Origin of the sequence: Methanolobus bombayensis (assembly GCF_017873415.1) — an archaeon.
GTDB classification, from domain to species: domain Archaea; phylum Halobacteriota; class Methanosarcinia; order Methanosarcinales; family Methanosarcinaceae; genus Methanolobus; species Methanolobus bombayensis.
Map to the genome: position 1 here is coordinate 294778 of NZ_JAGGKD010000004.1, position 23699 is coordinate 318476.

Below are 23699 nucleotides of genomic sequence, written 5' to 3' on the forward strand. Positions count from 1 at the left end.
TAAACATTCATTTCAAATTTTGATATTATATCGGAAAGAACTTATTTATAGGATAATCGCAATTCGATAATTATCGAAATGTCGTAAAATGGAGATATGAAATATTTATGGATACTCAACAGATGGCTAAAATTTTTAAGGCTCTATCTAACCAAAACAGATTGGAATTATATTTGAAAATAGTAAATGGATCAGATGTTGGTTATAAGAAGGATGAATGTTTGATCTCCGAAATTGTACATTCACTGAATATTGGTGCTCCTACCATCTCTCACCATGTTAAAGAATTAGCAAATGCCGGACTGATAACTACTGAAAAAAAGGGTCAATTTCTAGTCTGCAAAGCAAATAAAGAGTTAGCTGAAGAAGTTCTTGAATTGTTCAAATAAAAATGTACTATAAATGACCATATCAGTCTTTATAAGAATACATTTCGATAGTTTGGAAAATATCAAATTAATAACTGAGATATAATTACTAAGGATGTGTGTTATGAAAATATTTTATTTTACAGGTACTGGAAACAGTTTATATGTTGCTAAAAGATTTGGAGGAGAATTATACTCTATTCCAAAGGTGCTAAAAAGCAATGAATTGCGCTATGAAGATGAGAAAATAGGTATCATCAGTACATCCGAAAGTAGATGAAACTATTCCTGTGTAATTATACAGCTAATATTATAAATATGCAGGAGCAAAATAATTTGCAACAAAACACTATTTTTACAAATATACTAATAACCAAATGATATTTGTAATTCAACATCTAGTCGTGCTTGCTACATCGCATCTTCAAATTGTGTAAATAAAATTTACTTTATCTTATCATTAATGTCTTTATCCTACATGCTCTAAAAGATTTATTAATATATATGAAAATTAGTAAATCGTCATTTTTAACTACTTATTTTGTATTCAGAATTAAATATCGTTAATTTTGACGATACTTTATTAGTTATGATCTAACTTGTTATATATGTATAGGTAATGCGAATGAAAAGAAATCAGAGATTTGCATGAATAAATACAATCAAAAATTATACTGGAATGTTTTTCCATTTGCATTCATTTATCAGAATAAAGAGGATTTGTGATGAATGGTTTTGATATAGTTTCTTTATACATCCCAAAAATAAGTTGAGATTCAAGTGAATACAAAAAAAAGCAAATCATAAACCACTTCAACCATATACTAATAGCACAGATTAATTTATCAAACCTAATTTAAAAAAGTAATGGTTTTGAGATAACAAAACCATCTAAAATAGATCAAATGACATTTGTTTAAAATTTTATACACTATAGATCTTTACGTCAGGATCAGCTTTCAACAGTGGCTGAAGACCGACAACTACATCCTCGATGAATAATTCGCTGTCCAAATATGCTCTTGCATTTTCAGCACTATCAAAACCGTGAAGTACCTGGACATCCTCATCACGAACAAGCAATTCTTTTGAAACTGCTCCTGTTATTTGTTCAAGGAAAGGCTGACGATAGTCATTATAGACTTTAGCTGCTGCCGGACGGTCGGAATCATCAATTGTCAATGTAATTTCTAGGTATGCTTTTACAGTCATTATATTATTTCCTTTTTGGTTTTTTGTGCAGGTTAGAACCTGCAATTCACAAATACTGCCGCATACTTTATAAAAATTTTCACATTAATTTACGAGTTACTAGCAAATTTCATAGTAAGGAACTATAATTGATTACAGGTTTTACATGGAGGTAGTTTTTTACCCAGATTTTCTTCTGTGTTATCTCTTGACCATTGACAGATATTTTGAAGAATTGTTAGCACTGAATTTCCTTTTTCCGTAAGGTTGTATTCTACTCTGGTTGGGACTTCAAGATATTGCTCACGATTAACTATTCCATCTGCAACTAATTCTTTCAGCATTTCTGCAAGTACCCCATCTGTAATATTAGAGAGTTCTTTTTTGATTTCATTGTAGCGCATTGTATCATTAGCAGACAACACGCAGATTATTCTTGATTTCCATTTACCACCAAATATATCAAGTCCATATTCAAGAGGACACATGATCTCTTTTTCGTTTTTTGGTTTATATCTCATATTATCTCCTTCAGAATGCAACTCTGTTATTCCGAGTAACTATGTATATCATGGTGACTATGAAATGTAGAGTTAGTGATATATTTCATATTTGATTAAACTATCTTATCCTGGAAACTTGGGAATTAGCTCAATATTTAACTGACAAAAAAACATTGATTTCGTTGTTTCTCAGTATGAGACAAAAAACAGGACAGAAACAATAGATTCATGAGACAGACAAATCAGACATAATATAAAATGTAAATATGAACAGGATTTACTCCTGTCCTTTTCAAATGTATTCACTGTCCATAGAAGTAATCTGCTGTCATGCCCATGAACTGTTGATTCTGAGCATCCGGATAGGCAGCCTGCATATCCATAATGAAATCTTCTTTGTTTTCATTCTTTGCAGCTTCTCTCAGCGTTTCCAGATACTGAAGCTGGAAATCTGCAGCCTTTATGTCTACAGGCATCAAATGTGAAGAAATGATAAGATCATAGTCCTTAGCCTTCACTTCTGTCCAGTAGTCTTCCTGTTCATCGATCTTCTCCGGGCTTCCAACAAGCATGTGTGAATTATATGCAGCAAGGTGCGTAAAGAGTACGTTGTAGTCAGTGAACTCAAGATCGCTTGTAGGTGGGAACTCTTCTTCATGAGTCGTCATGATGAACTTCACTCCTTCAAGAGTGTTCTCGCCGTCTTTGATAGTTGAATTTATAGGAACGATCTTCTCGTCTATGTCATCTCCAAAAGCACCTTTGAAGATATCCACAAATACCTGTGCTCCTCCGTTCTCATTAAAAGAACTGATCTGTTCACTTGAAGCTACAGATGTTCCTTCATAATAATCAAGTCCCAGTGAATGCGAAGGAATCAGTACCTGCTTAACAGGTTTGTCCAGTGTGTCCATATACCTGAGCAATTCTTCTGAAGCGGAATGTGTGGGCTGTGCATCTATAAGTATAAGGCTGTCTTCAGTTTCTATAATATTTGAAACATCACCGCTGTAGGATACATAACTGTGGATTGTGGCGTTGTTGACCTTGTTTACGTAGATGTTCCCTGTATATTCTTCTGCTCTTTGCATGTTATCGTTTTCTCCTTTTTGTGTTCCTTCGTTTGTTTTTTCTGTCATTTCATCAACTGTTTTTTCCTGTCCAGAATTGCCAAGGCATCCCGAAAGCAAAATTGCTGTCAGCAAAATTGTCAGTATTATCTTGAATTTCATTTTGATACCACTTTACTAAGTAAATCAAATAGGCAAGATAAAGTATATAACTTACAAGTTTCAATATGGAGACCAGATTACCTTGAGGTAAGTTGCTATGTTCAGATATCCAGAAGATTTAAGGGACATTCCGTGTCCAATAGAAAAAACCGTTACACTGATAGGCAATAAGTGGAGCATACTGCTGATTAGGGAATTCCATTTGTCAGGTAAAGCTTTACGATTTAATGATCTTCTGAATTCCCTTAAACCAATAAGCTCAAAAACACTGTCCTCTAAACTCAAGGATCTTGTTCTCTATGAGATAATCGAAAGGAATGTTGAGGATACGATACCTGTAAAAATAGAATATCGGCTGACAGAAAAAGGTAAGGATCTAGGGGAGATTCTCCGGTCAATGGCTGAGTGGAGCCAGAAATGGTATGAATCCTGAATTCAGGAAAACTGCTTAAATATATTGTATTATATTTCAGTTCATTTATTCCGGATTTTGAGCATAAAATATGCAGCATGCAGACCATCCTGAGTACAAGTATAAAGTGAAGAATGGAGGAATTTCATATTAAGGCATGTGATCTATTGCTTTTATTAAAGGAAGAAGCTGCCGATATATCTTCTGAATTTTTAACAAATACAAACAAAAAAGAAACAGAAGACATGCAGAGTCCTCGTGGAAGTCTCCAGTATAATATCCAATGTCTTGCAAGGTATAATCGCAAGAAGTTTTCTGAGCTAAAAGAAAGAGATTGCACAGATTTGTGTGAGGAAATAGACATTGGAAAGCTTGAAGATTTTATATTTAGGATTAACAAGTATATGAATGAGTATGCTCCCGATCAAAGGGATTTAAAGGAATATACTCGTATTATTTCCACATATCTTACTTTTATAGCGAAAGAACCACTTCACCCGCCAGGAATGTATGTAAATGAAATTCATACGATTTTTGAAAATGGTGGCGTTTATTTCTGTCCTGCAAAGAGTAAGCATATGTTAGAAGAAATGTCCCTGTGTAAATACTGTGTTTGCAGGGTAACCTAACCATTTGCCTACCTATGTATAGGTAGGTATTTAATAAATGAGTATTATTCAATTATTATGCGAATAAGGATAAATGTGGATTTATATGACTGATCTCAACCCTACTAACCAACAGATACTCCATTATGCAAGATTATTTTTGCAATGTGGGGGCTATAATGGATTTAGTTACAAGGACATTTCCCAGAAGCTTGGAATAAAAAATGCTTCAATTCACCATTATTATCCAAAAAAAGAAGACCTTGTTGCTGCTTTGCTTGAAGAAAGAAGAAAGCACTTATCTATGTCTATTACACAAATGGTTGAATCCAAAAAGTCTGCTCGTGAGCAGCTTCAATATTATTTTGATTATGCATTGCAGGAGTTTGATGAAGGCAAATGCATCTGTCCTCCCGGTTCAGTGGTAATCGATTTTAAAGAACTTCCGGAGAAAGTACAAAAGCAAGATATGTTGCTATTTGACGAAATACTTGAATGGCTCAACAATGTACTCAGAATTGGCCTGGAACAAGGGGAATTTGATTTTTCTGATTCAGTCGAAACACAAGCAGAAATGGTAGTTGAAACTTTAATGGGTGCCAGACTGTTATCCAGTATTAAAGGTAGAAAGACACTTGTCAGAGCAATTTCTTCAATCAAATCCTGTCTTGGATGGAGGGATTGATTTTTTTATTTAACATATACCTATCTACGTGTAGGTAGGCACACTATATTGCCCTATTATTTTTGCTATAAAGAAATGAAACAAATAAAATACATAAAATTGGAGGAGATTGGTAATGTCCGTTATGAGTATAATTTCATGTAAAATAATGCAAGATGAAATTATCTGGCTTTTTAGCAATGATTCTGAAGTTGATAAGATCATAATCGTAGAAAACAATAACATTTTAGAATTTAGAGAAAAACTTAATGAACAGCATGTTTCTTATGAGATTATTCCTTTTGATAAGATACCAGATCTTTTCAGGGATACGGCTGAATATCAATCAATTGTAATAGTTAATCTATTGGAACTTGGGCTTCATGCAGTGCCAAAAACGCTGAAATCCGAGGTTTACCAGACTATTGAGGAAATGATTCCTTTCTCCGATGGTATACTCCTGTTTTACGGTCTTTGTGGTAATGTTCTGGGCAAGGTGGAAGAAGATTTCTGCCTTGAAAAAGATGGTTGCATTGTCCGAATACTCAGGGATGATGAAAGAATTGTGGATGACTGCATCGGAGCTACAGTCGGCGGTGGAGCAAATTATCTGAAGTTGCTTAAAACCCACAGTAAAGAACCTGCTTTTTTCTTCACACCCATGTATGCTAATTCATGGAGAGAACTTTTGAATATCGATAAATATAATCCTGACCCCGAAAAAGCTCTCAAGATGGCAAAAATGGTCAATGACCTGGCAGGATATTCAAGGGTTGCAAAGGTCAATACAGGCCTGACATACGTAAAAGATATTGATTCAAAGATTGAGGAATATGCCAATTTGTTTGGATATAGCACCTTTGAAGTCAGCGGTAATCAGGAGATATTCGAGAAATGCTATTTCTCAATGAAGGATGAAATAAAGAACAAAATCATGTAAAAAAGGATCATGCCACTTTTAAGTATAGTTGCCTGTGAAATGCTTGAAGATGAATTAGTTCATGTTCTCTCAACAGACCTTGAAATTAAACGCTTATTTGTAGTAGAGAACAGAAACAGTTTCAGATTTGTACAAAAACTCAAGTCTGAGAATCTCAAACCCTTTACGTTTTCGTCTGATAGATTATATCCAATTGTATTAGAAAACAATAGAAGATCATCTGGTAGATTCGTAAAGCTGTTTTCAGATATTCCAATCTTAAGGCAAATATATGGTTCGTTTAATAAGAAGAAACAACAAGAATTAACGGTTGTTGTGAATCTTCTGAGAAAAGACCTGCATTCTGATATTGACAATTTGCAATATGAAGTATATCTGAATGCCAGAGAAATGTCACAAATATCAGATGGTATCCTTCTTTTTTATGGGAAATGCGGTTATAGTCCTGAAAAAGTACGGGACGATTTGCATGGGCTTGATTGCCCTGTTTATTTTCTAAGGGATGATGAAAGAAACATTGTTGACGACTGTGTTAGTGTAGCACTTGGAGGAAATGATGTCTATAAGAAAACAATGCTACTTGGAAACGGCCGAGGAGCCATCTATGCAACTCCAATGTGGTTATCCAGCATGAATGAAACCGATTACAAATCTACTGCATCTTATCAAAATGCTAAAAAATATCTAAGTAGCCCGATGTATAGTCTTCTTTTTAAGATCAACAATCAAAACTGTAAAGATAATAATTTTGATAGAAATACTTCCGAATTTGCAAAAATCTTTGACATGGAGATTATTAACACTGAGGGAACGATGGATGTGGCTATCAATTCATACATGAAAGCTAAAATAGATATTTACGAGAGTATGGAATAATGACAAATAAAGCAATATAAGACAGAAATACTCAGTATTTCTAATCCAATTGGAAAAAGTTAGGTTTTTCAAAGTATAGTTTTGATATAGTTTCATCAAGAATCCAACAACATACCTTCGATTGCTGTTACAGACTTGCCTGAAATCAGCATCCTGTTTCCCATGACATTTATTTTCAGGAATCCACCCCTTGCAGATGCTTGGTATGCAGTTAAATTGCTTTTATTCAGCTTTTTCATCCAGTAAGGTCCAAGGCAACAGTGAGCGGAACCGGTGACTGGGTCTTCAGGTACACCTACTGAAGGTGCAAAGAACCTAGATACAAAATCATATTCATCAGACTTGGAAATAGCTGTTACACTGAAACCCCTGGCATTGATGTTTGCAAGCTTGGTAAAGTCTGGATTGATTTTACTCAGTTCTTCCTCTGAGCTGACCTCTACAATATAATCGAATATATTCCTGCCAACATAGACAGGCTTTATTCCAAGCGCTTCGACTAATCCTTCCGGTACTTCAGTCTCTTCTTCATCAAGTACCGGGAAATCAAGTCCTATCCAACCTTCTTTTAGGGTGGCAGTAAGGGTTCCACTTTTGGTATGGAACTCCAGAATATCCTCTTTATCTGCATAGCACTTCTCCCAGAGTAAATGGGCACTCGCCAGTGTTGCATGACCGCAGAGGTCCACTTCAGCATTAGGCGTGAACCAGCGGAGATTGTAGCCAGAATCTTCAGGATACAGGAATGCAGTTTCAGAAATTGCCATCTCTTTTGCAACATTCTGCATCCAGTTCTTATCTGCGGGTTTATCAAGGATGCACACTCCTGCCGGATTGCCCGTGAACGGCTTATCTGTGAAGGCATCTACTTGGTATATTTTAGTCATAACCCTCTTTCTTATTATCCGAGCATAAATAGCATTTACGCATCCCATGAATATACACAGCAGTAATATATCCAAGATTATTATATTTATAACAAATTTGCTCATTTAAATTACTATTACAAAAGTGATTCAAAAAACAATTATAGGGAATTACTCTATAAGTTAAAACTGTAAATGATATTTTCAACAAGCTTTGTGGATTTTATTGTGACTTACTTCTCAAATCTTTTGAAGAAAGTAATCTTTTCGATTTGCTAGATAAAACATTTACATTTAATTTTCACGTCAGAAAAAGGTTGGAATTGTGGGAAGAGATGGGTTAGTAAATGAGAAAAACTACAGTGCCTAAATTTTCTTATCTTTTAACATATTGATTTGATAGTATATGTTGTGGATCAATTCTTCAAATATACTAATCTCTGATAGATAATTTTCATACGTATGCAGTTTTGTTTTTTGTTCCTGAGTAGTTGCATTTTCTTTGTATTCTTCTATAAGGGGAGTTATTTTCGTCTTTGCAATGTTCAATTCCGTTTCAAATCCATTTCTGATTTGTGTAGCAAAAGCATCTATCAGGTTTTTTTCCATATACAAATATGTCTTGCGAGATCCGGGCTTGGATATCCTTTTTATGCTCCAGAATTGTTCTATATTTTTAACTTTAAGACTAATGGAAGCAAGACTATATCCAGTTCTTTGTGCTAGTTCCTCCATACTTATTTCGTTAGATTCAAAATTAAGTATCGATAGGATTTGTGCAGTGATATCATCAATCCCATACCCTTTGAAAATCTCATGACCAATGTCAATTATTTTTTCTTCAATATCACTCATTTTTCTCACTCATGAATATAGATATTTCCTATTAATATTGGAAAATATATGATCAGGCTGATACCAGCTTTAATCCGCCAATACCTATGGCAATTAATCCAATAAAGAATATTCGTGTTACACTCATTGACTCATTGAAAAGGAATATTCCCAATACTGTTGTTCCAATAATACCAATACCTGTCCAAACTGCATAAGCTGTTCCAACAGGCAATGTCCTCAAAGCTTTTTCCAATAGAGACATGCTCAAAATTAAAGTAATAACAGTAAATACCATTGGATAGAATCTGGTTAATCCATCACTGTATTTTAATCCGATTGCCCATCCAGTTTCAAATAACCCTGCAATTATTAAAAATATCCATTCCATGTTCATCAGTTTCGTAGGTTTTAATAATTATTAAAACCTATTGATGTTAAATTAGTATAAAGATATTTTGGAAAGAGAAGTCATTTAGTTCATAGATTACAAAGAGTGAGGTATTTAGTAACATGTTCAGAGAAATGCGTAGAAAAAAACAAGAATTATCTTTAGAGGATAGTATAACCATACTTAACAGGGTGACATCAGGTGTTCTTGCCGTATCAGGAGATAATGATTATCCCTATGCTGTTCCTCTTAGTTTCATATATGATAATTCCAGAATTTACTTCCATTGTGCAAAAAACGGTCATAAGTTAGATGCGATTGCAAGAAGTGAAAAAGTTTCCTTTTGCGTTATTGACTATGACAATGTTGTACCAGAAAAATATACCACCTATTTTAGAAGTGTAATTGTATTCGGTAAAGCCCATATTTTAGATAATCCAGAGGATAAAATGAAAGCCATTGAAAAATTGGCAGCAAGATATTCACCAAATCATGAAGAAGGAAGGAAGAAAGAAATAGATGACCAATTCGAGCAATTGTGTCTTGTTGAAATTGAGATTGAACACATGGCAGGCAAAGAAGCCATTGAACTTGTCAGAATGAAGAAAAATAACTGATTTAAGTTGTATAAGGATTATTTTATCAAAATGATAATTTTTCAGTTACAATTGTTATACAACTTATTTCATTATGAAGAAGAATTCTGTTTTTTCTTCTTACCTATGTCCCCGCATAAAAATACGAAGCATCTACTCCAAACCTCTATACTAACTTCTTCAGTTTAAGCTTCTCAATCACTAGCTCAGCAGTCTCTTCCATTCGCTTGTCCCTAAGATTATCTGCATCTTCAAATAATACTCTGTAATAAAGAACACTAGTGTGTTCCTTCTTGAAGAGAATGTTGAAGACGATAAACCATATACTCTAAATTCTCATGTTATGGATAGGTTGAAAATGTGGAAGAAGCTTGTCATAGACGGCTGATTTTATTATCTTTATAACTGTCCCTTTTGTCGTATTCAATGAAAATTCAGGAGACAAATATAGGCGAAAGATTATAGAAAATACTCAGTATTTCCTATTCAGATTGGAAAAAGCTAGGTTTTTTAAAAGGAATTCTGCATTCTATGTAACAAAATGTGAAAGCAGCAATAAGTAGTCGTTACAACTTTTCTTCCTGAGAGTCATTTCTACATTGCAGATATTCTATAAATCGCTTAGCTGCAAGCGATACAGATTTTTTATCTTTCATTGCAAGACCAATCTTACGATATGCCGGAATATCCAGTTCCTTTATCGCAATTCGATATGGAATACGCTGCAAAATAAGCTCCGGCAAAATACTAATCCCTAATCCACTTTCGACCATTGACATGATGGCATAATCATCCCATGTCGTAAAATGCACTTTTGGTTCAATATTATATTTTTCAAATATTTCCGAGATTTCAGCCTTAGCACCCTTTTCTAAAAGCATGAAAGGATAATCACATAGAGCCTTTACAGGAAAGCATTCACAGTTGACCATCGGATGATCTTCCGGCAGAACAACAAGTAATTTATCCTGCTCCAAAAATATCGTTTCGAACTCCGCATGTGTAGGAAGCCGAAGGAAGCCGCAATCTACGCGTCCCTCGCTAATCCAGTTTTCAATTTCCGTATAGTCACCCAACAGAAGCTCATAATCAATATTAGGATAGTCTTTTTGGAACTCTTTGATGATATTTGGAAGCCAATGAGTAGCTACGCTTGAAAATGTCCCAATCCGAATTAGACCTGATTGCAATCCATTCAGTTCATCTACTTGTGCCTGTAATTTCTGAAACTCGTTACATACATTTTGAGCAAATGGCAATAGCTTTAATCCATCAGAGGTCAGGCTTACACCAGCACGCCCACGTTTAAGAAGCGACACCGCCCATTCCTTTTCCAGATCGTTGATCATGCGACTGATGCCTGATTGGGAATAATTCAATACTTCTGCTGCTTTTGTAAAGCTACCATATTCAACGGTTTTGATAAAAGCCATATATTTTTGAATGTTTTTGTCCATAAGATTCTCACCGAGTTTGCATCTGAATATGTCATGTTATTCATGATAAACATTTGTTTTCGTAATGCATAAATAGCTGATACACTATAAATGCAGATGTTTCAAGTGAAAGGAAATCAATTATGTTCTTTGTAAGTGATATTTATACAACAATACCATCCGGGTTTAAGACCGAGCTGCAAGAAAAAACATATAGAGTATTGCAAAAACTGTGCATTCCGTTTGAGCGCGTTGACACTGACGAGGCAATTACGATGGATGATTGCATTCAGATTAATAAGACGCTAGACATGAAAATGGTCAAGACATTGTTTCTGTGCAACAAAAAACGGACAGATTTTTTCCTCTTTGTTACCACGGCAGACAAACCATTTAGCGCAAAAGAGTTCAGTAAAGTATTGGGCGTTTCCAGCGTTTCTTTTACACCTGTGGATTTGATGGAACAAATGCTTGGAACAAAGATAGGTGCAACGACTGTTTTCAGTGCCTTAGTGGATAAGGAACATAGGATACAAATTGTTTTTGACAAAGATGTTGTTGCGGAAGAGTGGTACGGATGTAGCGATGGTACAACTACCGGATTTATGAAAATTAAAACATCCCATATATTCCACGATTTTATGATGTTTACAAAACATACTCCAAAAACCATCAATATGTAATGACAGAAAGGTGAATAATTTGAGTTTATACCAAAACAGAATTGTTGTTAAAGTAGGGACTTCTACCTTGACAAATGATATAGGGAAAAGTGACCTGCGTTCCTTTGACCGCATTGCCTGTGTACTAGCTGATATTCAGAACATGGGATATGAAGTTATTTTAGTTTCATCTGGTGCAATTGCTGTGGGTACGAATAAGCTGCAAATGAAAACACGCCCAACGAGTATGCGTTTAAAACAGGCGGCAGCTGCGGTAGGACAATGCAGCATTATGCACTTATATGACAAATTTTTTAATGACTATGACAAAGCTATTGCACAGATTTTGTTGAACGCCGAGGATATGGAAATTGAGGAAAAAAAGGATAATCTGATAAACACTTTTGATGCCTTACTCGAAATGGGTATTATCCCTATTGTGAATGAAAACGACTCGGTTAGCTATACAGAAATTGAATCTGAAGATAGGTTATTTGGTGATAACGATATGCTTTCTGCGGTTGTTGCAGTATTGTGTAGAGCGCAAAAGCTTGTCATTCTGTCCGACATTGACGGCTTTTATGACAACGATCCTCGCCTTTATCCTAACGCAAAACGGATAGAGTATATCAACGCAATAGACGAGGAGATGCTATCATTAGCCGGAGGTGCTGGTTCCAGGCGTGGTACAGGCGGTATGAAAACGAAATTGCAAGCGGCAAAACTGGCAACTACGCAGGGTATTGATACTATAATTACAAACGGCAAAAATCCATCTGCCCTATATGAAATCATTAACGGTGATAGCGTTGGTACGCTTTTTTCCGGTAAATATCATCATACGGAATCAAAAGTAAATCCATCAAAAATAGTAAAAATTAGTACATCTTAAAAATCAGGGTACACTTTACTTACTTCTTTCAAACATTCAATTCATAAATAGTTTCGAGATAGATTCACAATAGATCACAAAAACCAAGTTGGGCCAGGTGATCACAGGAAAGGCAAACTTTGAAATCACTTTAGCTAAACGGTATTAGCATGGCCCAATTCTTAAAGCTAAATTTCTTTTTAATAAAAGACGTATTGCACTTGATAAATTAGTTCCACCGGAACTAATGTTTGCACATCTGCATAAAGGTATTATTAAATCAAGTTTCAACTAATCATTGATCTTGATATCACCAATATATCTTTCTACAAGTTTTCTGGTTGCTTCCTTTAGATGATGATGTGCAGTTGATTTTGATATTGCCAAAGCTTTTCCTATATCTTCGATCGAAACCTTATGCTTACTGTCGAAATAACCCATTCCCTCTGCAGTAATCAGAACTTTTTTCTGCATATTTGTCAGATTATCTTCGAACTCTTTCTTATCCAGATTACGCACTTCGTCAATCGACCATTTACATATTTCTTTTAGATTGGAATAAACTTCATTCAGATGACTCAAATCTGGTGCAATTATTTTACAATACGCCTTTCCGTTCTTGAGAAGGGTGGGCTATATAATAAAGCAGCCTGCTTCTTCAAATAACTTGACCGGAGTCGTAATTCCCATTGAAATGAGAAATAATGTCTGATCCGGCGAAGCCTGAAGAAGTTCGAAATAATCGGTTGCATCATCTTCTTTCAATTGCTTAAGATATAATGGAGTTTTACTCGTACGCTTTCTTTCCCGGACAAGGAAAAGATCCCTTGATTCGGAATATGGCATATGAGAGAGAATATCCAATTCAAGATCATTGCCTTGTGTTACTTGGGCTATACAACAGTTTGCCTGCTCTACAGAGATTTTTGCTTCAAGCATCTTTTCAACCTCAGTGTTCAATTCTTTATCTAGTATACTTATCCAACTATTATAAATCACCAATAGTTTTTATGGATATACGTATTGTTTTGAAGTGTTTGATATATATCTATTTCTTTGTCCTATCCTAAATATTGTACATGTCTCAAACTAATTATAATTACTATTTCTGCTACTGAATATTTTGTACGGTATCATGGAGGACGTTTAATTGGAAAATGAAGCTTTAACTGAAGAAATGGCAAAAAATATTATAGAATCTTGCATAGATTGTGGAGAATGCATTGAAGCTTGCTATATTGCAAAAGTGACAGATAACAAGTACACTCCAAAATCAAAGATTATGCTGCTTCAAAAATTGCTGGAAGGGCACGAACTTGAGCAGGAAGAAATTGATAACATATATCTTTCAACCGGTTGTGGAGCCTGTGAAGCTGTGTGTCCTGCAGATATATCAATAACAGATGTAATTAAAATTGAAAGGGCAATATTAGCTCAACAGGGAAAAGAACCCGCCTGGATCACGCAAGTATGCACTAATACCATGAAACTGGGAAATCTTGGTGGTGAGGACTCCTCAAATAAAAATTCATGGGTCACAGATGAACTTGAACTTTCAGACAACTCAGATGTCGCCTACATGGCAGGATGCTGGATCTCAGTTGCAAAACATGATATTGCCCGCTCAACTATCAAAATACTCAATAAAGGAGGGATTGTTCCGAGACTCATTCCTAAAGAGAAATGCTGCGGTCATATGTTAATAGCCAACGGACACATTCAAGAGACAAAACAGTATGTTAAAGACTATGTTGAGTATATTGAATCCCTTGGAATAAAGAAACTTGTAGTTTCTTGTCCAGGCTGTTATAGTCACTTCATGAAAGAATATCCTGAACTTTTCCGCAAACCTGATTTTGAAGTAGAATTTTCCGTATCGCTTTTCTCTCAACTTATTGAGGAAGGAAAACTTTCTCCAAAGAAGATGAATAAAACTGTGTCTGTAAAGGATGCTTGCGTAATTATGCAAAAATCCGATATACCAAGAAAAGTGCTTTCATCAATGGGTATTGAAGTAAAAGAGCTGACTGACAGGAATATTTTCTGTTGCGGTGGTCCGGAGGTAAAGCCAGCTTTCCCGGAGATTTCATCGAAAGTAGCAATGTTTACAATTGATAATTTCAAGGAAACGCCAGACGGAGTCGTGTCATACTGTCCATTCTGCTATGTTCATCTGGAAGATGTCTGTAAAGAAAAGGATAAGGAAATGGCTATGCAGGACATATCAAATCTGCTGCTGGAAAGTCTGAGTTAAATTTAATAGCTGGTCTGCTCCGGCAGACCTGAATATTTGTAAAATAGAGATAAACTATCTATTATGATTTTATTTGGTATTTTGAATCAGTTAATTATCTGATTCATCCAATCTTTTTGTGTGCTTTTTCTCTCTTTATTATATCTCATAGTCCATTCTTCAAAATGTTATAATACATCTCAACTGCGTAATTATTTTTTATAATACGCATATGTCCTATTCAAACTTTCGTACATGTCTTAACTCAATTATTTCATGTTTTGTGATTTCTTGGTCTGTATACAGATTACACTTCAAGGAGGACAATTACTTGGAAAAAGAAATTTTTGCAGCTGCAATGGCAGCAACCTACAAAATTGAGAACCTGACAAATGACAGAATAGAAGCATTGACAAAGAGTCATGGTATGACAAACATTTCTGCAATATGTGCTGCCAATGCAATTGCAGTAGAAGTACTAAAAGGTACAAATGTAAAATTAACTGATGATGATGCACCTACTCTATCTGTTGATGATGTACTTCGGAAAGGCATCGAAGCAGCAAAGGAGGGAGGGGCTGACCCTACAAATGCTGCATTATTTGCTGCAGTTATCTCATATTTCGCAGGCTCGAACGCTCAGGCCGGAGTTCCTGCAGGTAACAGAAAGCTAGGTGCTCTTGCAAGAATGATAGCAGGTGTAACAAGGACCGGTGTTGCATCAGTTCCTACTCCAAAGCACAACAACAAAGTATCAGGTTTTGCAGCAGTAGCCGCTCTTTATAATGCACTTGCAGAAGGAAAACTTACAAGAATTGTCGGAAAGAACTTACCTCTGGGTGTCGCCGGCGGTCCTCTCTACGGACACACCACCCTTGGAGAAGATATAGGATTTACAGATATTGCAGTCAATGGTTCAAAAATTGCAACCCAGGCTATGATAGACGCTTTCAGTGGTGCAGGTGTGTCACCAAGTCCTGTTATAAGTGCTATTATAGGTGTAGCAGCAACCCTTGAAATTGCACATCCTGATTCATTTGTTAGCGAAGAGCATGGCGGCTTTTTTGCTGTGAACAGTGCGTATCTGGCTGGAAAAGCAGCATGTGAGGTTGCAGGTATTCCTGAAAAACTTCACATGAGAGGAACAAACGAAGAATATGATTCTGCAAGAGTCATAGGAGATCTTGGAGTAATAATCAAGGATATTGGTGCACCTACGGTTGTCGGAATGATGTCTTTTGGAGAAATGCTATGTGCATTCCAGGAAGCTATCCCTATTGGCGCAGGATTCTCCGGTGGACCTATTATGCCACCACTCGGACACATGACTGCTGATGCTATTGTGGCACTCAGAGGCTTGATCACAAGCAACAATGATATCGACAAAACCGCAAGCATGATAGCTAATCTAAAGGATACGGAGTGGCTTGATCCTGAGGTGGCTGCAGTTGGTGCAAATACAATTGTCAGAAAAGCAGAACAGGTTCGCCGTGGACCAATCACCAATGTTATTATTAAAGCAACTGAACCAGCTCGCACAGCAGCAATATACCGTCGAGCAAAGAAAACATATGATGATCTGAATTCCGGAAAATCAGTAGAAGATGTTGTAAAAGAACTTGACATGCAAAGAATGGAAACCGTGGAGAAAAACTCCGCTGCCATGCTTGGTATGATGACTGGTCATGAAGTAAGTGTAAAGATAACAAAGCTGACCGGCGGCGCAAGAAGGACACATCCATTTGCTTGTTCATATTATGGATTTGATACTGATGTAGATGTGGAACTGATCATTGATGGAAATAAGTTTGAACTAAAAGGTCTGGGACACAATGTAATTCCTGATGCGGTTCTTAATGGAAAGCAGGAAATTCTTAATATAATTCCATTCGCTGCAGTTCCTGTTGCAGAACTTCAATTATCAGGACATACTATCATCAATGTAACAGTTCCGGCTGCAGTAGCAGCAGCAATGAAAGTTGAAACTCCACTTGAAGCTGCTAAGAAATGTGAAAATGCTGCAAAAGGATGTACTGCTGCAATCCCTGGAGCAAAATCAAAAGCAAATGATGTTGCTGAGCTTGCTGTGAAAATGATGGAGAGGATGGGGTAAGAAGAACTGCAGAGCAGGTTCCTTTTTCCTCTTTCTATTAATTTTTGACTTCTCCAGGAGGTATAATCTTGCTTTTGATGACAAATGTGGATAATATCAGCTGTGATAATGTTCCATATATTATTGAAGAATTGATGAATTTAGGGGCTAAGAATGTCCATGTTATCTCTGCCATTACAAAAAAAGGGCGAACCGAGTATATTTTCTTTATAGATACAAAGGAAGAGAAGATCTCAGAGATAGCAGAGTTCATGGCAATTGAAACCGGAACACTTGGAATCAGGATATTCAATACTGAACATTACTCCTATGATCACGAGATCAGACAACTAGAACTATCATTTGAGATCGATGGTAGGACCGAATGGTCCGGCACGATGAGTTTCAAGATCATAAAGAACAAAGAAAATGAAGTGATCTCAATTCGTGCGGAACATGATGAGTTGAAATCATTGACAAAGACTCTGAACGAGTCAGGAAAACTGATCTCACTTTATGAAGTAAAAGAGATGGTTGAAAATAAAGCACTTGAAAGACTAAAAGATCAGAACATTCAATTTCGAGTGATTGATGCTGCTTTTGAAAGATTTACCTGTTCATTCTCGCCATCAAAGACAATTTTATCAAAGGGGCAATGATATGGAAGTTGAAAACATACTTCTGGATTTTAAAAACGGAAAAATAGACCTTGAACAGGCAAATTCCAGCATACGTTCAATGGGTTATGTGCCAGTATCAGACATTGCAAAGATCGATACGTTCCGCAAACATCGAACAGGTATCATGGAAGCTATTCTTGCAGAAGGAAAACAACCAGAGGACATTGTAGAAATAGCAAAAGCTCAGGTTAATGCAATGGGAAGAGCACTCATAACAAGGCTTGATAAGGAAAGTTCAAAAGCCCTGGAAAATGAATTCGAACCGGGAAAGATTGAATGGAGCATTCATAAAACCACGGCTGCGGTCAGTGACGGAACACCTGCACCAAGAAGTGGTGGAAAAGTGGCCATTATTTCAGCAGGAACCGCAGATATAATCGTAGCTGAAGAAGCAAGAATGGTAGCATCGGAGATGGGATGTGAGACACAGACAATATATGATGTGGGAGTTGCAGGATTTCACAGGCTTATCAATGAGATGTTGAAGCTCAAAGATTGCAAACCCGATGCTATTGTAGTAGCAGCCGGAAGGGAAGGAACATTACCAACTGTAGTTTCCAGTCTTGTAGATGTGCCTGTCATAGGGCTACCTGTGTCAACAGGTTATGGCGCAGGTGCCAGAGGAGAAGCAGCTCTTTTGTCTATGCTGCAATCATGTTCTGTTCTTTCAGTTGTGAATATTGACGGTGGATTTGTTGCAGGTTCATCCGCTGCCAGAATAGCCAATAAAATGGCTGAGATGAGAAAAATAGGCAGTAGGGACTAATTTGGAGTAAAACATGAAAACTCTGATATTCGATCCATTTTCAGGTGCTTCTGGTGATATGATGCTTGGTACTCTTATAAGCCTGGGAGCAGACCAGAATATAGTTCGTGAAACAATTGAGTCAACTGCTGATGTTTCGGTAGCTATTGATAAAGTTAACAAAAAAGGGATCATGGCTGTTGATGTTGACATAATTGTAGCTCAGGAATCACATTCAAAACACTATCATGAGATAGTTGATATCGTATTGAATGCGAAATTACCAAAACAGGTTGAAAAAGACGTATTGCAAGTATTTGAAATACTGGCAAAGGCTGAATCAAAAATACATGGCAAGACTCTTGAAGAACTTCATTTTCATGAAGTCGGGCAAAATGATGCAATAGCAGATATCGTAGGATCCTGTACTGCAATCAGAAACCTTGGACCAGAGGAAGTGCTTTGCACGCCAATTAATGTTGGTGGAGGACTCGTCAAAGCAGCACATGGACTGTTACCGGTTCCAGCTCCGGCAACCCTTGAAATCCTAAAAGAGGGCGGTCTTTCCTTTTATGGGAACGGTAAAAGGGAAATGCTCACTCCAACAGGTGCTGCATTATTGAGCTATTATTCAAAGTCTATAGAATGTATTCCACATGGAAAAGCTATTTCCATAGGATACGGTGCAGGAAAGGCTGACATTGACAATCCAAATGTTCTTCGAAGCATGATGTTAGATGTTGATGAACCTATAGCTACAGACCTTGTAGAAGTGCTTGAAACAAATGTTGATGATGTTACAGGAGAAGTCCTTGGAAATCTTTTTGACAAACTACTGAAAATGGGCGCAAAAGATGTTGCAATAATTCCTGCAACAATGAAGAAAGGCAGGCCGGGTTCTATCATAAAAGTCATAACCAGACCTGAGGATAGCCCTAAAATTGCCAGAGAAATAATAAGAGAGACCGGCTCACTGGGAATCAGGGTTCTGCCTACAAAACATCGTTTCGTAGCAAATAGAAAAATAAATACTATTGATGTTGATATTGGCGGGCAGACAGTTCAATGTAGAATTAAGGTTGCAGAAGATAAAAATGGAGAAATTATGCACATTTCTGCCGAGTATGATGACTGCAAAGAACTCTCTCTGTCAACAGGATTTCCTCTAAAAGAGATAATAAGGAAAGTTGAAGAAACAAGCTGGGTTACATACCTTAAAAATTAAGATTGTGTGCCAGGGTATTTTTGAAAATTTATGCCACTAGTTGTGACTATCAAGTCACGATGAATCCATGATGGATATTCTCTATTCTGGAAATCGAATCGTTAGTACAGGAAAAATGCTTGTTGAAATATTTAGGGAAATTGGACTTATGTACGAATATAAGCACAAGATCATGAAACTGGAAGAGCAAATCAGTGAAAAAAGACCAGTGTTAATTGCATTTTCAGGAGGAATTGACAGTATCCTTCTGGCTATTATTACAAAAAATATCCTAGGAAATGACCATCTTTGCGTATTGATCGATTCTCTGCTTGTACCTGAAGATGATGTTGAACGTGCCCGTAAGATCGCTAGAGAATACGATTTGAAGCTAATGATCGTTGACTATGATCCATTGTCAATCCCTGAGGTTAAACAGAATTCAAAGGACAGGTGTTACCATTGCAAGAAAGGGATATGCAATATATTGAAAAAGATTGCTCTTGAACACAATATTGAGACTATTATGGATGGTACAAATACTTCCGATCTTGGAGAATACCGTCCCGGGAATAGAGCTACTTATGAAGAAGGCGTAGAACATCCATTTGTTGATACGGGAATCACAAAAGACGACATCAGAACGATTGCAAAAGATATGGATCTAAAAATTTGGAATCTTCCATCTTCTGCCTGTCTGGCATCCAGGATTCCTTATAATGAAACAATAGAACCGGCAATGCTGGAGATCATAGACAAAGGAGAATCCTTTCTTCATGGGCTTGGTTTTGAAAAATGCAGGTTGCGTTTACACAATAATGGTAAACTTAGCAGGATCGAAGTTCCCAAAGACATGTTTGAAGCCCTGATTTGCAAAAGAAGTACCATTTTAAATCACCTCAGAAGCCTGGGTGTGCAATTTGTGACTATGGACATGTCTGGTTACAAGTCAGGTAGTTTTGATAATTAACAAAAATCTCACAATTATAACAGGTGAAACAATAATGCCGATGAAAAGTATCATTCGTTTAAAGAAATCTATTGGCAGTCATGAGCGTATTGGTTTTGGTAAATTGAGGAAAGATGTTATCAAACCGGGTATTTGTACTCTCTGTGGAGCATGTGCCTCTACATGTGAATCCATTTCCATTGTAGACAATTTGCCAAAATTAATCGATAAATGTGATGGTTGTGGGGTCTGCTATAAACAGTGTCCCAGAACGATCACCACAGAAGAGGATCTTATAGGAAAAATAAGGCATGCTTACTGTGCAAAAACAGCAATACCTGAATTAAAGGGGCAGGATGGTGGTATTATTACGTCTGTACTTGCCTATGCTCTTGAAGAGGGACTCATTGATTGTGCTATAGTAACTACCAAATCTGATGAAGAACCATGGAAACCAGTTCCCATCGTCGCTAAAACATATGAGGATCTATTGAGTTCATCCGGTAGTATCTACAGTCACAGTATGACAATGGAAGCTCTTATGACTGCAATTAAACAGGACATGCGAAGTATTGCCTTTGTGGGTCCAAGCTGTAATATTGATGCTGTCACCAAAATGCAAAGAAGCCCACACGGATTTTTACGTCTTTTCATGAGAGCAAATATACTGAAGATGGGATTGTTCTGCATGGACACTTTTTATTATGAGGGAATCAGAGACTTCGTTGAATCTAAAAACATGAAACTTGAAGACATCGATGCAATGAAAATACGCAAAGGTAAATTTGAGTTTACTACGGATGAAGAGATTAAAGAATTTAGTTTAAATGAATTTGATATTTATCGCAGTAGTTCCTGTAAATTCTGCACTGATATGGCAGCTGAGAAATCAGATATTTCCTTTGGTGGTGTCGGAAGTCCAAATGGCTGGACAACTGTCTTAGCCCGTACTGGAATTGGATATGAGATATTCAATGAGGCAGCAGACTGCGGGTACATCGAATCAAGGGTCTTAGAAAAGAGTGAGATGGAAAAAGTACACAACCTTGCTAAAATGAAAAAGGTTCAGATGTATTCGATCAGTAAGAGGAATTCGCACAAATAATGCTATCATCAAGGCCTCTGAAAAAATTATAGAGATGGCAAATATCCACGAGTTTAAATGGTAATTACTCCAGGCAGAATCCTTCATATGAGTAGTGAAAATGTTTTGCCGGGAGAATTATATAACACAACGTTAGGTTCGGATGGTATACCTCCTTCAAATTGTTAAGATAAAAAGTCAGGGCAAAAATTTCCTCCTTAAAGTGCTAACATCCACCTTAACAATATAAAATATCTGTAGAAATCCATCTCAGAAATTCTATGTTCTACGGCAAAGGTTTTGGATTTCTACGAACCTAACACTTTTTTGAATTTGTGTCCAGTGCTTGCTCCCTACCAGACTATCATTTTTTTGTTCCATTTAAAAGGTAAGTTTCTCAATGCAAGCTGCAAGTCTCTTGATTCCATCTTCTATTTCACTTTGATTGGAATTGGAGAAATTAAGCCTGAGGGTGTTATCACCGGCTCCTTCGGTGATGTAGAACGGACTACCAGGTACAAAGGCAACGTTTTTTTTAATTGCAAGATTAAAAAGATCCATTGAGGATACACTCTCTGGTAACGTGACCCATACAAACATACCACCCTCTGGCTTTGTATAAATGATATTTTCCGGGAAATATCGTGCCATCATGTTAATCATGTGGTCACGCCTTGAACCATATACGTCCTTGATTTTCGCTATATGACTATCAACATCACTATCCATGAGATACTGGCAGATTATCCTCTGTGAAAGGTAATTAGAATGCAGATCTGCCGCCTGCTTTACAACAAGGAGTTTCTCCATGATGTCCTTGTTTGCACATATCCATCCAAGCCTGAGTCCTGGAGCAATTATCTTCGAGAAGGACCCCATTAGGATAGTATTGTCCAGATAATTCCTGATAGTAGGTACCTCCTCACCCGCAAACCTAAGTTCACCGTATGCATTGTCTTCAACACAGACAACCCCGTGTTTTTCAAGGATATTTGCAACAGCTTCCCTTTTCTCTTTTGAATATGTGATACCGGATGGGTTCTGGAATGTAGGGACCGTATAGAAAAATTTAGCATCGCATTCATCCAAGGTCTTGTCAAGTAAATCAACATCTATTCCATCATCAAGGAGGGGAATTTCCTGGAATTGCGGTTCGAATATTGAGAATGACTGTATTGCACCGAGATAACCCGGACTTTCAATAACGACCCTGTCACCTTTGTTCAGAAAGACTTTGCCTATGAGGTCCAGACTCTGCTGTGAGCCGTTTGTTATAAGAATCTCTGAAGGAGATATTTTAAGTCCATTCTTTTCCAGATACCTCTGTGCAATAAACTCTCGTAAAGGTAGATAACCTTCTGTAGTACTATATTGCAGGACATTAACAGCGTCATCTGACATAACCTTTCCAGCTGCTGCTGCAAGTTCCTCTGATGGGAAAAGTGCAGGATCTGGCAGTCCTCCAGCAAATGATATTATTTCCGGCTGCTGAGTGACTTTCAAAATTTCCCTGATGAAGGATTTTTTAGTATTCTCCATCCTGTCAGCAAACATAGTAACCATGAGTGGGCTTCAAGTCTTGATATGTTTTAAAGGTTTTCATCCCTAGAATACAAATCAATTAATGATAGAAACAAATGAGAACGATTTTAGTGCATAATACAATTTCAAGAATCACCTTTCAGAAAACAGCAATAAGCAGTAATAATTTTGAATATATTGATGAGTTGGGAAATTATTTAATTTAGAAGATATTTGCAGAACCTCTATAAGTAGTAAAAAAATTGAAATCATCTTTTTCTTAATTTATTCTTTCGTGGCTTATTCCAATATGGAGATTTGCATTTTGGACATATAACGGGATCTTCATTGATTTTAGTACGTGGTATCCATTCATGTCCGCATCTTCCACATTTATGTCCATCTTTTTGTATTTTTACTTTTGTCATGTAACAAAAATAACATACATGATATTTAGATATTACTAAACATAGTTTTCATAAACTATACTTATAAATTTAACAGAATTAACTAAAAATTTGCCGCGGGCGAGCATGCAACTGTAATTACCAATAAAGATAGAAAACTAATAGCTGCTATTTGACCTTTCCCTTGTCGTTTGAAAGTATCTGAAAAAATACAAGCGTTAATTAAAACCCATAAATTGGGCTTTGTAGAAATCCTTATTTTGACAAAAAGTATAACCTTGACATACCTGTCAAGGTTATGCACTAACATCTTGAATTTGACTTCTTTTAATTG

General features: G+C 36.6%; 27 protein-coding genes and 1 pseudogene. 17 read left to right on the forward strand and 11 right to left on the reverse strand.

The window, feature by feature from the left end:
• Positions 1 to 107 precede the first annotated feature (107 nt).
• Together J2746_RS07000 and J2746_RS07005 are read left to right on the forward strand one after the other, a co-directional pair.
• A complete protein-coding gene (locus tag J2746_RS07000; RefSeq protein WP_209618260.1) occupies positions 108 to 389 on the forward strand; it encodes an ArsR/SmtB family transcription factor in 282 nt (93 codons plus the stop codon).
• Between the two features lie 103 nt (positions 390 to 492).
• Positions 493 to 648 (forward strand): hypothetical protein, encoded by a 156-nt coding sequence (locus J2746_RS07005; RefSeq protein ID WP_209618262.1) that lies wholly within the window; start codon positions 493 to 495, stop codon positions 646 to 648.
• 644 nt (positions 649 to 1292) lie between these two features.
• Here the strand turns inward: J2746_RS07005 and J2746_RS07010 are convergent.
• The 3 genes from J2746_RS07010 to J2746_RS07020 form a co-directional block, all read right to left on the reverse strand.
• Positions 1293 to 1580 (reverse strand): hypothetical protein, encoded by a 288-nt coding sequence (locus tag J2746_RS07010; protein WP_209618265.1) that lies wholly within the window; start codon positions 1578 to 1580, stop codon positions 1293 to 1295.
• Between the two features lie 122 nt (positions 1581 to 1702).
• Entirely contained in the window at positions 1703 to 2080 is a 378-nt protein-coding gene (locus tag J2746_RS07015; protein WP_209618268.1) for a winged helix-turn-helix transcriptional regulator, read from the reverse strand.
• 284 nt (positions 2081 to 2364) lie between these two features.
• A complete protein-coding gene (locus tag J2746_RS07020; RefSeq protein ID WP_209618272.1) occupies positions 2365 to 3294 on the reverse strand; it encodes an MBL fold metallo-hydrolase in 930 nt (309 codons plus the stop codon).
• Between the two features lie 97 nt (positions 3295 to 3391).
• On the opposite strand from J2746_RS07020, the gene J2746_RS07025 reads away from it, so the two are divergent.
• From J2746_RS07025 to J2746_RS07045, 5 genes are all read left to right on the forward strand, one after another.
• Positions 3392 to 3727: a winged helix-turn-helix transcriptional regulator gene (locus J2746_RS07025; RefSeq protein WP_209618275.1), complete on the forward strand. Its 336-nt coding sequence runs from the start codon at positions 3392 to 3394 to the stop codon at positions 3725 to 3727.
• Positions 3728 to 3840: 113 nt separating this feature from the next.
• Positions 3841 to 4335 (forward strand): DUF2115 family protein, encoded by a 495-nt coding sequence (locus J2746_RS07030; RefSeq protein ID WP_209618280.1) that lies wholly within the window; start codon positions 3841 to 3843, stop codon positions 4333 to 4335.
• 85 nt (positions 4336 to 4420) lie between these two features.
• Positions 4421 to 4999 carry a TetR/AcrR family transcriptional regulator gene (locus J2746_RS07035; RefSeq protein WP_209618283.1) on the forward strand — a complete coding sequence of 193 codons (579 nt, stop codon included), beginning with the start codon at positions 4421 to 4423 and terminating at the stop codon, positions 4997 to 4999.
• 124 nt (positions 5000 to 5123) lie between these two features.
• Entirely contained in the window at positions 5124 to 5918 is a 795-nt protein-coding gene (locus J2746_RS07040; RefSeq protein ID WP_342451811.1) for a DUF1638 domain-containing protein, read from the forward strand.
• Positions 5919 to 5957: 39 nt separating this feature from the next.
• Positions 5958 to 6794 (forward strand): DUF1638 domain-containing protein, encoded by an 837-nt coding sequence (locus J2746_RS07045; protein ID WP_209618289.1) that lies wholly within the window; start codon positions 5958 to 5960, stop codon positions 6792 to 6794.
• A 95-nt stretch (positions 6795 to 6889) separates the two neighbouring features.
• On the opposite strand, the gene J2746_RS07050 is transcribed toward J2746_RS07045, so the two are convergent.
• The 3 genes from J2746_RS07050 to J2746_RS07060 form a co-directional block, all read right to left on the reverse strand.
• Entirely contained in the window at positions 6890 to 7681 is a 792-nt protein-coding gene (locus tag J2746_RS07050; protein ID WP_245250030.1) for a PhzF family phenazine biosynthesis protein, read from the reverse strand.
• A gap of 345 nt (positions 7682 to 8026) precedes the next feature.
• On the reverse strand, positions 8027 to 8515 hold the full coding sequence (locus tag J2746_RS07055) for a GbsR/MarR family transcriptional regulator (protein WP_209618295.1): 489 nt from the start codon (positions 8513 to 8515) through the stop codon (positions 8027 to 8029).
• A gap of 52 nt (positions 8516 to 8567) precedes the next feature.
• Positions 8568 to 8891 carry a DMT family transporter gene (locus J2746_RS07060; RefSeq protein ID WP_280921224.1) on the reverse strand — a complete coding sequence of 108 codons (324 nt, stop codon included), beginning with the start codon at positions 8889 to 8891 and terminating at the stop codon, positions 8568 to 8570.
• Between the two features lie 116 nt (positions 8892 to 9007).
• On the opposite strand from J2746_RS07060, the gene J2746_RS07065 reads away from it, so the two are divergent.
• Entirely contained in the window at positions 9008 to 9502 is a 495-nt protein-coding gene (locus J2746_RS07065; protein WP_209618298.1) for a pyridoxamine 5'-phosphate oxidase family protein, read from the forward strand.
• Between the two features lie 545 nt (positions 9503 to 10047).
• On the opposite strand, the gene J2746_RS07070 is transcribed toward J2746_RS07065, so the two are convergent.
• Positions 10048 to 10938, reverse strand: coding sequence for a LysR family transcriptional regulator (locus J2746_RS07070; protein ID WP_209618301.1), 891 nt, complete (start codon positions 10936 to 10938; stop codon positions 10048 to 10050).
• A 122-nt stretch (positions 10939 to 11060) separates the two neighbouring features.
• Here J2746_RS07070 and J2746_RS07075 point away from each other — a divergent pair, with 122 nt between their 5' ends.
• Both J2746_RS07075 and proB read left to right on the forward strand, forming a co-directional pair.
• Positions 11061 to 11600, forward strand: a complete 540-nt coding sequence (locus J2746_RS07075; protein ID WP_209618304.1) for a prolyl-tRNA synthetase associated domain-containing protein — start codon at positions 11061 to 11063, stop codon at positions 11598 to 11600.
• Positions 11601 to 11619: 19 nt separating this feature from the next.
• The gene (gene proB / locus J2746_RS07080; RefSeq protein WP_209618306.1) at positions 11620 to 12471 is read left to right on the forward strand and encodes a glutamate 5-kinase; all 852 of its coding nucleotides are present in this window, start codon (positions 11620 to 11622) and stop codon (positions 12469 to 12471) included.
• A 270-nt stretch (positions 12472 to 12741) separates the two neighbouring features.
• On the opposite strand, the gene J2746_RS07085 is transcribed toward proB, so the two are convergent.
• The gene (locus J2746_RS07085; protein ID WP_209618309.1) at positions 12742 to 13032 is read right to left on the reverse strand and encodes a helix-turn-helix domain-containing protein; all 291 of its coding nucleotides are present in this window, start codon (positions 13030 to 13032) and stop codon (positions 12742 to 12744) included.
• A gap of 51 nt (positions 13033 to 13083) precedes the next feature.
• Positions 13084 to 13389: a hypothetical protein gene (locus J2746_RS07090; protein WP_209618312.1), complete on the reverse strand. Its 306-nt coding sequence runs from the start codon at positions 13387 to 13389 to the stop codon at positions 13084 to 13086.
• A 211-nt stretch (positions 13390 to 13600) separates the two neighbouring features.
• Between J2746_RS07090 and J2746_RS07095 the strand changes: the two genes are divergently transcribed.
• The 7 genes from J2746_RS07095 to J2746_RS07125 all read left to right on the forward strand — a co-directional run bounded on the left by J2746_RS07095 (position 13601) and on the right by J2746_RS07125 (position 21458).
• On the forward strand, positions 13601 to 14704 hold the full coding sequence (locus J2746_RS07095; protein ID WP_245250031.1) for a (Fe-S)-binding protein: 1104 nt from the start codon (positions 13601 to 13603) through the stop codon (positions 14702 to 14704).
• Between the two features lie 310 nt (positions 14705 to 15014).
• Positions 15015 to 16796 (forward strand): hypothetical protein, encoded by a 1782-nt coding sequence (locus J2746_RS07100; protein ID WP_209618315.1) that lies wholly within the window; start codon positions 15015 to 15017, stop codon positions 16794 to 16796.
• Between the two features lie 77 nt (positions 16797 to 16873).
• The gene (gene larC2, locus J2746_RS07105; protein WP_245250037.1) at positions 16874 to 17434 is read left to right on the forward strand and encodes a nickel pincer cofactor biosynthesis protein LarC2; all 561 of its coding nucleotides are present in this window, start codon (positions 16874 to 16876) and stop codon (positions 17432 to 17434) included.
• 1 nt (position 17435) lies between these two features.
• Entirely contained in the window at positions 17436 to 18221 is a 786-nt protein-coding gene (larB, locus tag J2746_RS07110; protein WP_209618319.1) for a nickel pincer cofactor biosynthesis protein LarB, read from the forward strand.
• Positions 18222 to 18234: 13 nt separating this feature from the next.
• Entirely contained in the window at positions 18235 to 19425 is a 1191-nt protein-coding gene (gene larC / locus J2746_RS07115; RefSeq protein ID WP_209618321.1) for a nickel pincer cofactor biosynthesis protein LarC, read from the forward strand.
• Positions 19426 to 19492: 67 nt separating this feature from the next.
• The gene (gene larE, locus J2746_RS07120; protein ID WP_209618323.1) at positions 19493 to 20374 is read left to right on the forward strand and encodes an ATP-dependent sacrificial sulfur transferase LarE; all 882 of its coding nucleotides are present in this window, start codon (positions 19493 to 19495) and stop codon (positions 20372 to 20374) included.
• Between the two features lie 34 nt (positions 20375 to 20408).
• A complete protein-coding gene (locus J2746_RS07125; protein ID WP_209618325.1) occupies positions 20409 to 21458 on the forward strand; it encodes a Coenzyme F420 hydrogenase/dehydrogenase, beta subunit C-terminal domain in 1050 nt (349 codons plus the stop codon).
• A 360-nt stretch (positions 21459 to 21818) separates the two neighbouring features.
• Here J2746_RS07125 and J2746_RS07130 read toward each other — a convergent pair whose 3' ends face one another.
• Positions 21819 to 23000, reverse strand: coding sequence for an aminotransferase-like domain-containing protein (locus J2746_RS07130; protein WP_209618327.1), 1182 nt, complete (start codon positions 22998 to 23000; stop codon positions 21819 to 21821).
• Between the two features lie 606 nt (positions 23001 to 23606).
• A pseudogene (locus tag J2746_RS07135) lies at positions 23607 to 23699 on the reverse strand (IS5/IS1182 family transposase); the annotation flags it as partial.

Bases quoted from the DNA above. Each gene is read 5' to 3' on its own strand.
- J2746_RS07000 (WP_209618260.1), top strand. From the start codon at position 108: ATGGATACTCAACAGATGGCTAAAATTTTTAAGGCTCTATCTAACCAA.
- J2746_RS07005 (WP_209618262.1), top strand. From the start codon at position 493: ATGAAAATATTTTATTTTACAGGTACTGGAAACAGTTTATATGTTGCT.
- J2746_RS07010 (WP_209618265.1), bottom strand. From the start codon at position 1,580: ATGACTGTAAAAGCATACCTAGAAATTACATTGACAATTGATGATTCC.
- J2746_RS07015 (WP_209618268.1), bottom strand. From the start codon at position 2,080: ATGAGATATAAACCAAAAAACGAAAAAGAGATCATGTGTCCTCTTGAA.
- J2746_RS07020 (WP_209618272.1), bottom strand. From the start codon at position 3,294: ATGAAATTCAAGATAATACTGACAATTTTGCTGACAGCAATTTTGCTT.
- J2746_RS07025 (WP_209618275.1), top strand. From the start codon at position 3,392: ATGTTCAGATATCCAGAAGATTTAAGGGACATTCCGTGTCCAATAGAA.
- J2746_RS07030 (WP_209618280.1), top strand. From the start codon at position 3,841: ATGGAGGAATTTCATATTAAGGCATGTGATCTATTGCTTTTATTAAAG.
- J2746_RS07035 (WP_209618283.1), top strand. From the start codon at position 4,421: ATGACTGATCTCAACCCTACTAACCAACAGATACTCCATTATGCAAGA.
- J2746_RS07040 (WP_342451811.1), top strand. From the start codon at position 5,124: ATGAGTATAATTTCATGTAAAATAATGCAAGATGAAATTATCTGGCTT.
- J2746_RS07045 (WP_209618289.1), top strand. From the start codon at position 5,958: ATGCTTGAAGATGAATTAGTTCATGTTCTCTCAACAGACCTTGAAATT.
- J2746_RS07050 (WP_245250030.1), bottom strand. From the start codon at position 7,681: ATGACTAAAATATACCAAGTAGATGCCTTCACAGATAAGCCGTTCACG.
- J2746_RS07055 (WP_209618295.1), bottom strand. From the start codon at position 8,515: ATGAGTGATATTGAAGAAAAAATAATTGACATTGGTCATGAGATTTTC.
- J2746_RS07060 (WP_280921224.1), bottom strand. From the start codon at position 8,891: ATGAACATGGAATGGATATTTTTAATAATTGCAGGGTTATTTGAAACT.
- J2746_RS07065 (WP_209618298.1), top strand. From the start codon at position 9,008: ATGTTCAGAGAAATGCGTAGAAAAAAACAAGAATTATCTTTAGAGGAT.
- J2746_RS07070 (WP_209618301.1), bottom strand. From the start codon at position 10,938: ATGGACAAAAACATTCAAAAATATATGGCTTTTATCAAAACCGTTGAA.
- J2746_RS07075 (WP_209618304.1), top strand. From the start codon at position 11,061: ATGTTCTTTGTAAGTGATATTTATACAACAATACCATCCGGGTTTAAG.
- J2746_RS07090 (WP_209618312.1), bottom strand. From the start codon at position 13,389: ATGCTTGAAGCAAAAATCTCTGTAGAGCAGGCAAACTGTTGTATAGCC.
- larC2 (WP_245250037.1), top strand. From the start codon at position 16,874: ATGACAAATGTGGATAATATCAGCTGTGATAATGTTCCATATATTATT.
- larB (WP_209618319.1), top strand. From the start codon at position 17,436: ATGGAAGTTGAAAACATACTTCTGGATTTTAAAAACGGAAAAATAGAC.
- larC (WP_209618321.1), top strand. From the start codon at position 18,235: ATGAAAACTCTGATATTCGATCCATTTTCAGGTGCTTCTGGTGATATG.
- larE (WP_209618323.1), top strand. From the start codon at position 19,493: ATGATGGATATTCTCTATTCTGGAAATCGAATCGTTAGTACAGGAAAA.
- J2746_RS07125 (WP_209618325.1), top strand. From the start codon at position 20,409: ATGCCGATGAAAAGTATCATTCGTTTAAAGAAATCTATTGGCAGTCAT.
- J2746_RS07130 (WP_209618327.1), bottom strand. From the start codon at position 23,000: ATGGTTACTATGTTTGCTGACAGGATGGAGAATACTAAAAAATCCTTC.